Source organism: Amphibiibacter pelophylacis (genome assembly GCF_037688875.1).
GTDB lineage: Bacteria > Pseudomonadota > Gammaproteobacteria > Burkholderiales > Burkholderiaceae_C > Amphibiibacter > Amphibiibacter pelophylacis.
Window position 1 is genome coordinate 15,845 of the sequence record NZ_JAWDIE010000003.1, and the last position, 13,273, is coordinate 29,117.

The 13,273-nt window shown below is 66.6% G+C and carries 9 protein-coding genes and 1 pseudogene; 6 read left to right on the forward strand and 4 right to left on the reverse strand.

Going from position 1 to position 13,273, the window contains the following annotated elements:
• Nucleotides 1–2: 2 nt before the first annotated feature.
• From RV045_RS02290 to RV045_RS02305, 4 genes and pseudogenes are all read left to right on the forward strand, one after another.
• Entirely contained in the window at nucleotides 3–3,911 is a 3,909-nt protein-coding gene (locus RV045_RS02290; RefSeq protein ID WP_423234145.1) for a DUF3683 domain-containing protein, read from the forward strand.
• Nucleotides 3,908–4,402 (forward strand): HIT family protein, encoded by a 495-nt coding sequence (locus RV045_RS02295; protein ID WP_423234146.1) that lies wholly within the window; start codon nucleotides 3,908–3,910, stop codon nucleotides 4,400–4,402. Before RV045_RS02290 ends, RV045_RS02295 begins: the two co-directional genes overlap by 4 nt.
• A gap of 56 nt (nucleotides 4,403–4,458) precedes the next feature.
• Nucleotides 4,459–4,818: pseudogene (locus tag RV045_RS02300) on the forward strand (FKBP-type peptidyl-prolyl cis-trans isomerase); the annotation flags it as partial.
• A 15-nt stretch (nucleotides 4,819–4,833) separates the two neighbouring features.
• Nucleotides 4,834–5,184, forward strand: coding sequence for an FKBP-type peptidyl-prolyl cis-trans isomerase (locus RV045_RS02305; protein ID WP_423234323.1), 351 nt, complete (start codon nucleotides 4,834–4,836; stop codon nucleotides 5,182–5,184).
• A 31-nt stretch (nucleotides 5,185–5,215) separates the two neighbouring features.
• Here the strand turns inward: RV045_RS02305 and RV045_RS02310 are convergent, their stop codons facing one another.
• The gene (locus tag RV045_RS02310) at nucleotides 5,216–5,584 is read right to left on the reverse strand and encodes a DUF423 domain-containing protein (RefSeq protein WP_423234147.1); all 369 of its coding nucleotides are present in this window, start codon (nucleotides 5,582–5,584) and stop codon (nucleotides 5,216–5,218) included.
• 142 nt (nucleotides 5,585–5,726) lie between these two features.
• Here RV045_RS02310 and glnS point away from each other — a divergent pair, with 142 nt between their 5' ends.
• Together glnS and RV045_RS02320 are read left to right on the forward strand one after the other, a co-directional pair.
• On the forward strand, nucleotides 5,727–7,604 hold the full coding sequence (gene glnS, locus RV045_RS02315) for a glutamine--tRNA ligase (protein WP_423234148.1): 1,878 nt from the start codon (nucleotides 5,727–5,729) through the stop codon (nucleotides 7,602–7,604).
• 21 nt (nucleotides 7,605–7,625) lie between these two features.
• Nucleotides 7,626–8,564 carry an NAD-dependent epimerase/dehydratase family protein gene (locus RV045_RS02320; RefSeq protein ID WP_423234149.1) on the forward strand — a complete coding sequence of 313 codons (939 nt, stop codon included), beginning with the start codon at nucleotides 7,626–7,628 and terminating at the stop codon, nucleotides 8,562–8,564.
• Between the two features lie 55 nt (nucleotides 8,565–8,619).
• Here RV045_RS02320 and RV045_RS02325 read toward each other — a convergent pair whose 3' ends face one another.
• From RV045_RS02325 to RV045_RS02335, 3 genes are read right to left on the reverse strand one after another with little or no spacing between them, the layout of a single operon-like run.
• On the reverse strand, nucleotides 8,620–10,593 hold the full coding sequence (locus RV045_RS02325) for a polysaccharide biosynthesis protein (protein ID WP_423234150.1): 1,974 nt from the start codon (nucleotides 10,591–10,593) through the stop codon (nucleotides 8,620–8,622).
• A complete protein-coding gene (locus RV045_RS02330) occupies nucleotides 10,590–11,789 on the reverse strand; it encodes a DegT/DnrJ/EryC1/StrS family aminotransferase (protein WP_423234151.1) in 1,200 nt (399 codons plus the stop codon). The genes RV045_RS02325 and RV045_RS02330 overlap by 4 nt, the downstream gene beginning before the upstream one ends.
• Before the next feature lie 22 nt (nucleotides 11,790–11,811).
• Nucleotides 11,812–13,266: an RNA-binding domain-containing protein gene (locus tag RV045_RS02335; protein WP_423234152.1), complete on the reverse strand. Its 1,455-nt coding sequence runs from the start codon at nucleotides 13,264–13,266 to the stop codon at nucleotides 11,812–11,814.
• Between the last annotated feature and the right edge of the window lie 7 nt (nucleotides 13,267–13,273).

The window sequence follows — 13,273 nt, forward strand, 5'->3', positions numbered from 1 at the left end:
CCATGAACTCACCGCTGATCCTGCCCGAAAGCACCCTGTCCGATGACCGCGCGAGCGAAACGCCCCGCCTGCGCGAGATTCCTTACAACTACACCTCGCTGTCCGACCGCGAGATCGTCCAGCGCCTGCTGGGCGACAGCGCCTGGGACACGCTGGAGCAGCTGCGCAGCGAGCGCCGCACCGGCCGCAGCGCCCGGATGCTCTACGAGGTCCTGGGCGACATCTGGGTGGTGCAGCGCAACCCCTATCTGGAAGACGATCTGCTGCGCAACGCCAAACGCCGCCAACAGCTCATCGACGCCCTGCACCACCGCCTGGGCGAGATCGAAAAACGCCGCCAGCCCGATCAGGATCCGGAGCGCGACGCTCTGGTCGGCCAGCTTTTGCAGCGCGCCCGCGAAGCCGTGGCCCAGTTCGACCAGCGCTTTGGCCTGGTCGCCGGTCTGCGTCAGCGCGCCCGCCGCCTGCTGGGGCGGCACACGGCCAGGGACAACATCAAGTTTGATGGCCTGTCGCGCGTCAGCCATGTCACCGACGCCACCGACTGGCGCATCGAATACCCCTTTGTCGTGCTCACGCCCGATTCCGAGGCCGAAATGGCCGCGCTGGTGCAGGACTGCATCACGCTGGGCCTGACCATCGTGCCGCGCGGCGGCGGCACCGGCTACACCGGCGGCGCCGTGCCGCTGACCTGGAAAAGCGCCGTCATCAACACCGAGAAGCTCGAAGCCCTGTCCGGCGTCGAGATGGTCACCCTGCCCGGCCACAGCCAGCCCGTCGCCACCGTGCGCGCCGAAGCCGGTGTGGTCACCCAGCGCGTGGCCGACGTGGCCGATGGCGCGGGCCTGGTGTTTGCGGTCGATCCGACCAGCGCCGAAGCGTCCTGCGTGGGCGGCAACATCGCCATGAACGCGGGCGGCAAGAAGGCCGTGCTGTGGGGCACGGCACTGGACAATCTGGCCTCCTGGAAAATGGTCACGCCCGACGCGCAGTGGCTGGAAGTGGTCCGCATGGATCACAACATGGGCAAGATCCACGATGCCGAGCAGGCCACTTTCGAGCTGCGCTACTTCGACGCCAGCGGCCAGCATCTGCAGCGCACCGAAACCCTGGTCATCCCCGGGCGCACGTTCCGCAAGGAAGGCCTGGGCAAAGACGTCACCGACAAATTCCTGGCCGGTCTGCCCGGCGTTCAGAAAGAAGGCTGTGACGGCCTGATCACCAGCTGCCGCTGGGTGCTGCACCGCATGCCCGCGCACACGCGCACCGTCTGCCTGGAGTTCTTTGGCAACGCGCACGACGCCGTGCCCAGCATCGTGGACATCAAGGATTTCATGTTCGCCGAGCAGAAACGCTCGGGCGTGCTGCTGGCCGGGCTGGAGCACCTGGACGACCGCTACCTGCGCGCCGTGGGCTACGCCACCAAGAGCCAGCGCGGCGCCGCCAGCAGCGGCAGCGGTCTGCCCAAAATGGTGTTGATCGGCGACATCGTCGGCGATGACGCCGATGCTGTGGCCCGCGTCACCAGCGAGGTCATCCGCCTGGCCAACGGCCGCGCGGGCGAAGGCTTTGTCGCCGTCAGCCCCGAAGCACGCAAGAAGTTCTGGGCCGACCGCAAGCGCACCGCCGCCATCAGCCGCCACACCAACGCCTTCAAGATCAACGAAGACGTGGTGATTCCGCTGCCGCGCATGGGCGAGTACACCAACGGCATCGAGCGCCTGAACATCGAACTCAGCCTGCGCAACAAGCTGGACCTTGTCGCCGCGCTGCGCGGCTTTTTCGCCAGCAGCCCGCTGCCACTGGGCCGCAGCGAAGACGGCAGCGCCGCCACGCAGGATCTTCTGGGCGACCGTGTGGCGCAGGCGCGCGCGCTGCTGGACGAGGTCGGCGGCCTGTGGACGCACTGGCTGGATCACCTGGACACGCCCGACGCCGAAGGCCGCGCTTACTTCGAACCCCTGCAGTCGCACGCGATGCGCGCGTCCTGGAAGACCCAGCTGCGCGAGCCGCTGCAGCGCATTTTCAGCGGCGTGGCCTTCGCGCCCATCCTGGCGCAGTGCAGCGAGCTGCACCAGAAGGTGCTCAAGGGCCGCGTCTGGATCGCGCTGCACATGCACGCGGGCGACGGCAATGTGCACACCAACATCCCCGTCAACTCCGACGATTACGCCATGATGCAGACCGCCCACGAAGCGGTGCGCCGCATCATGGCGCTGGCCCGCCGCCTGGACGGCGTGATTTCGGGCGAACACGGCATCGGCATCACCAAGCTGGAGTTCCTGTCCGACGCCGAGCTGGCGCCCTTCGCCGACTACAAGGCGCGCATCGATCCCAACGGCCACTTCAACCGCGGCAAGCTGCTGCGCCAGACGGTCAGCGGCCAGCGCGCCAGCGACCTGACGCACGCCTACACGCCCAGCTTCGGGCTGATGGGGCACGAATCGCTGATCATGCAGCGCTCGGAGATCGGCGAGATCAGCGCCTCGGTCAAGGACTGCCTGCGCTGCGGCAAGTGCAAGCCCGTGTGCGCCACGCACGTGCCGCGCGCCAACCTGCTCTACAGCCCGCGCAACAAAATCCTGGCCACCAGCCTGCTGATCGAGGCCTTCCTGTACGAGGAACAGACGCGGCGCGGCGTGTCCATCGCGCACTGGTCCGAGTTTGAGGACGTGGCCGACCACTGCACGGTCTGCCACAAGTGCTACACGCCCTGCCCGGTCGATATCGATTTCGGCGACGTGTCCATGAACATGCGCAACCTGCTGCGCAAAATGGGCCGCAAAAGCCTGCGCCCCGCTGCGGCGGTGACCATGGCCATGCTCAACACCCAGAACGCTGCCGTCATCAACGTGATGCGCAAGGGCGTGATCGACTGGGGCGGCCGCGCCATCAACGCCGCCAACCAGCTGCTGAAGGCGCCGGTGCGCCAGCAGCTCGCGCGCCCGCCCGCCACGGTGGGCACGGCGCCACTGCGCGAGCAGGTCATCCACTTCATCAACCGCAAGATGCCTGGCGGCCTGCCCAAGAAAACCGCCCGCGCGCTGCTGGACATCGAAGACCGCGCCTACGTGCCCATCCTGCGCAACCCGGCCACGACCACGTCCGAATCCGAGGCGGTGTTCTATTTCCCCGGCTGCGGCAGCGAGCGCCTGTTCAGCCAGGTCGCGCTGGCCACGCAGGCCATGCTGTGGCAGGCCAATGTGCAGACGGTGCTGCCGCCCGGCCAGCTGTGCTGCGGCTACCCGCAGCGCGGCAGCGGCGATTTTGACAAGGCCGACGCCATGATCACCGACAACCGGGTGCTCTTCCACCGCGTCGCCAACACGCTGAACTACCTCGATATCAAGACCGTGGTGGTCAGCTGTGGCACCTGCTACGATCAGCTCCAGGGCTACCAGTTCGAGCAGATTTTCCCCGGCTGCCGCATCATCGACATCCACGAATTCCTGCTTGAAAAGGGCATCACCCTGCCCGCCGACAACACCGGCAGCTACCTGTTTCACGACCCCTGCCACAGCCCGATGAAGCTGCAGGCGCCCATGACCACCGTCAAAGGCCTGGTCGGCGACGCTGTGCTGGCCAGCGACCGCTGCTGTGGCACGTCAGGTACACTGGCCGTCGCCCGCCCGGACATTGCCACGCAGGTGCGCTTTCGCAAAGCGGAAGAGCTGCAGCGCAACGAAACCCTGCTTCGCGAACAGCACGGCGCCACGGGCGACATCAAGATCCTCACCAGCTGCCCGGCCTGCCTGACCGGCCTGAGCCGCTTCGGCAGTGATCTGCAGGGCGGCCTGCTGGAGGCGGATTACATCGTCGTGGAAATGGCCAAGCGCCTGCTGGGAGACAACTGGATGCCCGATTACGTCGAACGCGCCAACCGCGGTGGCATCGAACGGGTGCTGCTGTGACCGCCGTACCGGGCCTTCCGGCGCACATGGCCTGTCCGCTGTGCGACGTCACGCCGGTGACCAGCCAGTGGCTGCGCATCTGGTCGCACGACACGCTGCACGTGGTGCGCGTGCTGGACATGCCGCTCTTCCCGGCCTACTACCGCGTGATCTGGCGCGAACACGCCACCGAATGGTCCGAACTGGGCCCCAGCGACCGCCAGCGCTGCATGGAAGTCGTCACCGTGATCGAGCAGCTGCTGCGCGAGCAGCTCTCGCCCGACAAGATCAACCTGGCGAGCCTGGGCAACGTCGTGCCCCACCTGCACTGGCACGTGGTGGCGCGCTTTGGCTGGGACACGCATTTCCCGCAGTCGATCTGGAGCGCGCCCGTGCGCGACATCGACGCCGACGGCAGCACGCACCTGAGCCACATCCAGGACCTGCTGCCGCGCCTGGACCACAGCCTGGTCAAACGCCTCAACCAGTGGAACCTGGAGCAGATCCAGTAACACGCCGCCCGTATCATTCCCACCGATTTTCCCCCAGCCTTTCAAGGACCCCTGTGATGACGACTCCCGACGCTGCTTCTTCAGACTGGACCGAACTGCCTGGCGGGCTGAAGTTCCGCGACACCGAACCCGGCACGGGCGAACCGGCCGTTTCGGGCGACACCCTGACGGTGCACTACAGTGGCTGGCTGCACGACCCGGCCCGCGAGGGCGGACGCGGACGCGCCTTCGACAGCAGCCGCGATCACGGCGAACCGTTTGATCTGCACCTGGGCGCGGGCATGGTCATCCCCGGCTGGGACCAGGGGCTGGTCGGCCTGCGCACGGGCGGCCGCCGCGAACTGCTGATTCCCCCCGAGCTGGCCTACGGACGCGAGGGCGCCGGGTCAGACATTCCGCCCAACGCCACGCTGGTTTTTGAGGTCGAACGCCTGGCGCCCCCACCCGGCATCGAAATCACCGAACTGAAAGCGGGCAATGGCGACGCCGCCCGCCCGGGGCGCCGCGTGCGCGTGCACTACACCGGCTGGCTGTACGACGCCGATGCGCCCGAGGGCAAGGGCGCCAAGTTCGATTCCAGCCGCGACCGGGGCCAAGCCTTCAGCTTCGCGCTGGGCCTGGGTCAGGTCATCCGGGGCTGGGACGAGGGCGTGGCGGGCATGCAGCCCGGCGGCCAGCGCCGCCTGCTGATCCCGCCGCATCTGGGCTATGGCGCCCGCGGTGCGGGCGGCGTGATTCCGCCCAACGCCACGCTGGTTTTTGACGTGGAACTGCTGGATTAAATGCCAGGGGCTGCCGCGCAGCCGGAGCGGCTCAGCTGCTCCAGGCCGCGCGCAGCAGGCACAGCCAGCCCGCGATCAGGCAGACGCCGCCCAGCGGCGTGACGGGCCCCAGCCACGTGGCGCCCGTGAGGGTGATGGCATAGAGCGATCCGGAGAACAGCACCGTGCCCGCCAGCAGCAGCGCGGCGCTGCGCACCAGCCAGGGGCCGCTGGCGTGGCTCATGCCCTGGGCGACCAGGATCAGGCCCAGGCCGTGGATCAGGTGATACAGCACCGCCGTCTGCCAGACGGCCAGCTGGTCCACCGTCAGGATGCGTTTGAGCCCATGCGCGCCAAACGCCCCCGCAGCCACCGCCAGCGCCATCAGCAGCGCACCCGCCCTCATCCAGACCGTATCCATTGTTCCAACCACTTCCGCATCACTGTAAAAGATTGATTTTACAGGATGATCCCCCCCATTTCCGGCCTTGGCCCACCCCGCAGCCAGGGCATGACCGCCGACTACAATAAGCGGCCTGACAGCCGACCCTTCCGGTAACGCCATGAACACGCCCAACGCAGCTCCTCCCGCCCCCGAAACCGCGACCCCGACCACGACAGAAAGTCCGGCGCGGCCCAGCAACTTCCTGCGCCAGGCCATCGAGCGCGATCTGGCCGCAGGCACTTACGCCCAGCGGCGCTGGGGCGGTGGCGCGGGCGACGCGGCTTTCCATGCCCAGGGCGAGCTTGATCCGGCCGCCGTGCGCCTGCGCTTTCCGCCCGAGCCCAACGGCTATCTGCACATCGGCCACGCCAAAAGCATCTGCCTGAACTTCGGGCTGGCGCGCGATTACGGCGGCCTGTGCCACATGCGCTTTGACGACACCAACCCCGAAAAAGAGGACGACGAATACGTCCGAGCCATTCTGCGCGACGTGCGCTGGCTGGGCTTTGACTGGGCCAGCAGCGCCTCGCGGGGCGGCGAAAACCTCTACTTCGCCAGCGATTACTTCGATCTGATGCACCGCGCCGCCGTCCACCTGATCCGCCTGGGGCTGGCCTACGTGGACGAGCAGAGCGCCGACGACATGCGCCGCCAGCGCGGTGATTTCGCCACGCCCGGCACCGACAGCCCTTTCCGGGGCCGCAGCGTGGACGAGAACCTGGCGCGCTTCGCCGCCATGAAGGCCGGCGGGCTGCCCGACGGCGCCGCCGTGCTGCGCGCGAAAATCGACATGGCCAGCCCGAACATGAACCTGCGCGATCCGGCCATCTACCGCATCCGCCACACCGCGCACCACCGCACGGGCGACGCCTGGTGCATCTACCCGATGTACACCTTCGCGCACCCCATCGAGGACGCGCTGGAGCGCATCAGCCACAGCATCTGCACGCTGGAGTTCGAAGACCAGCGCCCCTTTTACGACTGGCTGCTGGAGCAGCTCTCGCGCCCGGTCGAGGGCCAGGCGCTGCTGGCCGCGCCGCTGCCGCGCCAGTACGAGTTCGCCCGCCTGAACCTGACGCACGTCGTCACCAGCAAGCGCAAGCTGCTGCAGATGGTGCAGCAGGGCGTGGTCAGCGGCTGGGACGACCCGCGCCTGCCGACCATCGCCGGGCTGCGCCGCCGGGGCTACACCGCCGCCAGCCTGCAGCTGATGGCCGAGCGCACCGGCGCCAGCAAAGCCAATGCCTGGAACGATTACAGCGTGCTGGACATCGCCCTGCGCGACGATCTGGACGCCAAGGCCGACCGCGCCGTCGCCATCCTCCAGCCGCTGGAACTGGTCCTGGACAACTGGGCCGACGTCTTTGGCAGCGACAGCCACCGCGAACCCTGCGCCGCGCCGCTGCACCCGCACCACCCCGAACGCGGTCAGCGCCCCTTCACGCTGGGGCCGCGCGTCTGGATCGAGCTGGATGATTTTGCTGCCGTGCCGTCCAAGGGCTTCTTCCGGCTCTTCCCGCCGCACACCGACGCGGCCGGTCAGGCCAAACCGGGCAGCAAGGTGCGACTGAAGTACGGTTACGTCATCGAATGCACCGGCTTTGAGGCGGGCGCCGACGGCCAGCCCGTGCGCGTCCACGCCCACGTCGTGCCCGACACCAAAAGCGGCACGCCCGGCGCGGACAGCGTCAAAGTCAAAGGCGTGGTGACCTGGCTGGGCCAGCACGAGGCCGTGGCCGCCGAGGTGCGCCTCTTTGATCACCTCTTCCTGGAAGAACAGCCCAGCCTGGACGGCGACGACTGGATGCAGCACGTCAACCCGCAGTCGCTGCAGCGCGTGCAGGCTTTTGTCAGCCCCGACCTGGTCGCCGCGCCACCGCTGGCGCACTGGCAGTTCGAGCGCCACGGCTACTTCGTCAGCGACGAGCGCGACCACAGCGCAGCCACGCCGGTGTTCAACCGCGTGACGGCGCTGAAGGAGGCGAAGGGCAAATGAAGGCATGAGGAAGACCCGCGCATGACCCTCCCCCGCCGCTTCCGCCGCCGCCGCGTGCTGATCGTGGGCTGCGGCGATGTCGGCCAGCGGCTGCTGCGCCAGATCGGGCGCAAAGCCCAGGTGCTGGCGCTGGTCCGCAGCCCGGCCAAGGCGCAGCCGCTGCGCAATCTGGGCGCCCAGGTGCTGGCGGGCGATCTGGACAGTGCAGCCAGCCTGCGCCGCCTGGGGCCGTGGCTGGCCCACGTCATTCATCTGGCCCCGCCGCCCGCGCAAGGCGAAGGCGATCCGCGCAGCCAGGCGCTGCTGCGGGCGCTGCGCCATCCCGGCTGGCGGCGAAAACCTGGCCAGGCGCCCCGGCTGTCCCGCCTGGTTTACGCCAGCACCACCGGCGTTTACGGTGACTGCGGCGGTGCATTGGTGCGCGAAACCCGCCCGCTGTCGCCCCGCACCCCGCGCGCCCGGCGCCGTGTCGCCGCCGAGGCGCTGTGGCGTGGCTGGGGCCAAAGCGTGCGAACCCGGTATTCGCGCCCCGCGCCGCGCATCAGCGTGCTGCGCGTGCCGGGCATTTACGCCTTCGACCGCGCCAGCAACCCGCTGGACCGCCTGGACGACCCGACCCCGCTGCTGACGCCGCAGGACGATGTCTGGGTCAACCGCATCCACGCCGACGACTTGGCCCGCGCCCTGTGGCTGGCCCATTGGCGCGCGCCGGCGGGCCGCGTCTACCACCTGCGCGATCAGGCCTGCACCCGCCAGGGCGATGATCTGGACGCCTTGGCCGACGCCACAGGCCGCCCCCGCCTGCCCCGCGTGCCACTGGCCGAGCTGCGCGGCCTGACCACGCCGATGCGCCTGAGCTTTCTGGAAGAATCCCGCCGCATCGACCCCGCCCGCATCCGCGCCGAGCTGCGCTGGCGGCCGCAGTGGCCCGATCTGCTGACGGCGTGGGCGGGGCGCTGAGCCGGCCTGCAACGAACCTGGCTGCGCCACCCCTGCGAGGGAGGGGAATGTGGGCTTAGCTGACGGGGACGTGCTCCTGCACGAAGAGCGAATCAACCACCTCGCCGTGCTCGGCAAAGCCGCTGACCAGTTGGGCCAGAATGCGGCGTACGGCAGGAACGTCGTTGTATTCGAAGGCCAGATCCAGCTGCTGAAGGTATTTTTGCAGCTCGCTCCAGGACAGGTGCACCTCGACCGCCTTCATGATGCGCGGGTGGCTGGTGGGCCTGGGGTTGTCGCCGATCAGCAGCTCTTCATACAGCTTTTCGCCGGGGCGCAAGCCCGTTACCGCAATGGCGATATCGCCCGATGGGTTGGCCGTATCCCGCACGGTCAGGCCGGACAGCTCGATCATGCGCCGGGCCAGCTGGCTGATTTTTACAGGCTCGCCCATGTCCAGGACAAAAACATCCCCGCCGTGGGCCATAGCACCGGCCTGGATCACCAGCTGCGCCGCCTCGGGGATGGTCATGAAATAGCGCGTGACATCAGCATGGGTCACCGTGATGGGGCCCCCTGCCTTGATCTGCTCGCGAAACAAAGGCACCACCGAGCCCGACGAGCCCAGCACATTGCCAAAGCGCACCATGCTGAAGCAGGTTGTAACCCCGTCCTGCGCGGCCAGCGCCTGCAGCACCAGCTCGGCCAGACGCTTGCTGGCCCCCATGATGTTGGTGGGACGCACGGCCTTGTCGGTGCTGATGAGCACAAAGGCCTCGACCCCGGCATCGCGCGCAGCCAGCGCCGCGTGCAGCGTGCCCAGAACATTGTTGCGCACGCCTTCGGACACGTTGCCCTCCACCATGGGCACGTGCTTGTAGGCTGCAGCGTGGTAAACCGTGGCAGGCCGCCATGTCTGCATGATGCGGCGCATGTGAGGCAGATCGCGTACCGAGGCCAGCAGCGGCACGATCTGGCACGGCGTCTGTGCAGCCAGATAAGCCTCGCCGCTTTCATCCACCCGTAGCTGGCGCTGCCAGCCTTCCAGCTCACGGTGAATGGCATAGAGCGCGTATTCGCTGACATCGACCAGGATCAGGCACACAGGCTGACCCTGCACGATCTGGCGGCACAGTTCGCTGCCGATCGAGCCCCCGGCCCCCGTCACCAGCACGGTCTTGCCCCGGATGTGACGGTGGAGCAGCGCCTCGTCGGGTGCCACAGGATCACGGCCCAGCAGGTCTTCAATATCCAGCTCGCGCAGATCGCTGATGCGCACCTTGCCCAGCGCCAGATCGCTCATGCCAGGAAGCGTGCGCACGTGGATGGGGAAGGCTCGCAGCCGATCCACGATGGTGCTGCGCCGGGTGCGGGGCGCAGACGGCATGGCCAGAACGACGTCTGTGGCGCCGGTCTGCTCGATCACGCCGTCCAGGTCAGCCGGGTCGTAGACCGGCGTGCGGTCTATGGTGCGGCCCTGCAGCGCCGGGTCGTCGTCCAGAAAACCGACCACATAAAACTCGGGCGCCGAGCGCATGGCGCGCATGGTCTGGATGCCGGCCGAACCCGCCCCATAAATCAGCACCTGCAACTTGGTGAAGGCCACCTTGCGAAACATTTTTTTGCTGTTGAGCCAGTAATTGGCGGCCACACGCAGCACGCTGAGCAGCAGTGCCAGCAGCAGCGGCATGATGATCAGCACCGAGCGCGACAGCAGGGCATCCAGACCCAGCCCCCAGACCAGGCTCGCCGCCAGCACTGCGTACACCCAGGCAAAATGCATGATGGCGCGCAGCAGCGAATGAAACGCCTTCAGCCCCGCATGGCGGTACACCGCCCGATAAACCCCAAAGCTGAAGAGCATGGGCAGCGCCACGGCGGGCACCAGTGCAAACAGCACCCAGTCGTCCGGCTTGGGCACATAAACCCGGTCCAGGCGCAGCAAAAAAGCCAGCCACAACGCCAGCAGACTCAGCGCCACATCGCTGACCGCCACCAGCAACTGCTTGGCGCGGCGCGGACGGCTGATCAGCCAGGTCTTGACCGTCATCCCTGCACCCCGGCCTGGCCCAGCACCTGCACCAGAGCCTTTGCGGCACGGGCCATTTCATCCGCCGTCAATGTGGGATGAACAAGCAGCATCAGCGACGTTTCACCCAACTGGCGGGCCACCGGCAGCGGCTGCTTGGGCCGCCAGCCCGTTCCGTCAAATGCCTTTTCCAGATAGACCTCGGAGCACGAGCCCTGGTAGCACGGCACACCCAACGCATTCACTTCGGCGACGATGCGATCGCGCGTCCAGCCCGGCCGCAGATTGTCGGGGCGCACATAGGCGTAGAACTTGTACATGGCGTGCACGGACCCACCCGATTCATCCAGAACCGGCAGCCGCACCGGCCCGCCATCACCCGTGAAGGGCGCCAGCGCCTGCGCAAGCAGTGCCGCGTTGGCGCGGCGCGCAGCCGTCCAGTCGGCCATGCGGCGCAACTGGATGCGGCCGATGGCGCCCTGCACTTCCAGCATGCGCCAGTTGGTGCCAAAGCTTTCGTGCAGCCAGCGAAAACCCGGAGGATGCTGGCGCTCGTACACCGCCTGGTAGCTCTTGCCGTGATCCTTGTACGACCACATGGACCGCCACAGCGCCTCGTCCTGCGTGGTGACCATGCCGCCCTCGCCGCCCGTGGACATGATCTTGTCCTGACAGAAGGACCACGCACCCACATGGCCGACACTGCCGACGCTGCGCCCTTTGTAGCGCGCCCCATGCGCCTGCGCACAGTCCTCGATGATTTTCAGGCCGTGCTGCGCCGCCAGCGCCATCATGCCGTCCATGTCACAAGGCCAACCGGCCAGGTGCACACAGATCACCGCCCGCGTGCGCGGCGTCAGCACCGCCGCCACCGTCTGGGGCGTGATGTTGGCGCTGTCGGCATCCACATCGGCAAACACCGGCACCGCCCCGGCGTTGACCACGCACGAAATCGACGCAATAAAGGTGCGCGGCGTCACCACCACCTCATCCCCCGGGCAGATACCCAGTGCATTCAGCGCCACATCCAGCGCCAGCGTGCCGTTGGACAGGGCCACCGCATGGCGGCTGTCGGCCCAAGGGGCGAATTCCTTTTCAAACTCGCGGCACTCGGTGCCCGTCCAGTAGTTGACCTTGTTGGACAGGATCACATCGCGGGCAGCATCGGCTTCTTCGGGGGTGAAGGAAGGCCAGGGGGAAAATGGGGTATTGAGCATAAATTCTGTACTGGTATCCGTGTCATTCAACAGACACGTTTGAAGACTCTGACGGTGTATCACCCACCAGCCAGCGTCCCCCTTTGTCGGCACCGATGCGTCGCAATTGTCCCGCTTCACGCAGCTTTCGCACCACACGCTCGACAGCGCTGATGGATCGCCCCAGGGCGAGAGCAACTTCCGCAACAGTGGCCTGCGGATCAGCCCTCAGCATGGCAAGGACACGGTCAGGCGTTTTCACCGGCGTTTTCACCGGCGTTTTCACCGGCGTTTTCACCGGCATACGGGGAAAAGCAAACGTCAGGATGAGCGAGTCTGTCTGCTCGCGCAAGGCAGCGGCAGGCAAACCAGCCTGCTGGAGAACCTGGGCCATTTTCAATGTCCCCCGGCCCCAGGACTCGATCAAGCCACGGCGGTAAAAAGCATGAGCGATCAGGGGATTCCAAGGCCGGGACTCGTGCGGCTCAAAAAGCTGCGCGGGTGTAAGCCCAAAATGAAGCAGTCCAGTTGAAATCACTTCCAGCCTGTCATCAAAAAGTGCCAAGGCCACAGCGCCTGAACCGCTGCTGTAATCCCTGTGCACAAATGCATTGGCCAGCGCTTCACGGACCGCCTCCAGCGGCAATGCCGGGCTGTCAGTTCGCACCATCTGGTCAGGTAAGACCTGGCTGGCCACCGGCAACCAATCGAGCAGGAAGCGCTCGGCTTGGCGCATCAAAGCAAACGCATTGCCCCAAAACTGCCGATTATCCAAAAATTCGGTGCGATCCAACCCACGGAAACGGGCCACTTTGAGCTGCAGCTGCGGGAAATCCGGGGCAGGATGTCTATTCTGACAAAACAGTGCCACAGCCGCACGGGACACCTGCCCATCGCGGCACATCAAACCCAGCCCCTGCAGCATCCGGGCCACGTCTCGTGTTCCGGGCTCTTCAATCCGCCCTCTGCGTATCGCCTCTTCAACTGTCGTGAGAATTTCGTCATGATCCAGCTGAGACAGACTCCAGCCGGAAGCAGCTTCGGTCTCCCAGCGCGATATCGCGTGCAGTGAGTCGATCAACGAGCGCTGATACACGGCCCGATCCATCACCCGCGTGGTGTTCAGAACACGCTCGTAAGGGACTCCCCGGAAGGTCACGGGAGCGTGCAGGGCTTTGTTCACCCGGACACAGATCAACTCCAGGGCAGTGCCGGAAGCCCCGGCCACACAATGACGCTCCAGTTCAGGAAATACAGGAGGCTCAAACCCCTGAAACTCGTGCGCTAACCCTTCCAGCGTTTGGTCTGTTACATGCTGCCCAACCACCTTCCCCGCTGGCGTCACGCCGAAAATGACCAGCCCGCCCGCCCCATTGGCCATCGCACACAGAGTGCGACAGGCACGGTCTTTTTCAGCCGTTGACTTTTTCAGCTCCAGCGTCTGCGACTCACCTTGAGCGATGAGCGCTGCTAGATGCATCATTGAGGAAGGTGCCACAGCCAAA

Bases quoted from the DNA above. Each gene is read 5' to 3' on its own strand.
- RV045_RS02290 (WP_423234145.1), top strand. From the start codon at position 3: ATGAACTCACCGCTGATCCTGCCCGAAAGCACCCTGTCCGATGACCGC.
- RV045_RS02310 (WP_423234147.1), bottom strand. From the start codon at position 5,584: ATGGATACGGTCTGGATGAGGGCGGGTGCGCTGCTGATGGCGCTGGCG.
- glnS (WP_423234148.1), top strand. From the start codon at position 5,727: ATGAACACGCCCAACGCAGCTCCTCCCGCCCCCGAAACCGCGACCCCG.
- RV045_RS02320 (WP_423234149.1), top strand. From the start codon at position 7,626: ATGACCCTCCCCCGCCGCTTCCGCCGCCGCCGCGTGCTGATCGTGGGC.
- RV045_RS02325 (WP_423234150.1), bottom strand. From the start codon at position 10,593: ATGACGGTCAAGACCTGGCTGATCAGCCGTCCGCGCCGCGCCAAGCAG.
- RV045_RS02330 (WP_423234151.1), bottom strand. From the start codon at position 11,789: ATGCTCAATACCCCATTTTCCCCCTGGCCTTCCTTCACCCCCGAAGAA.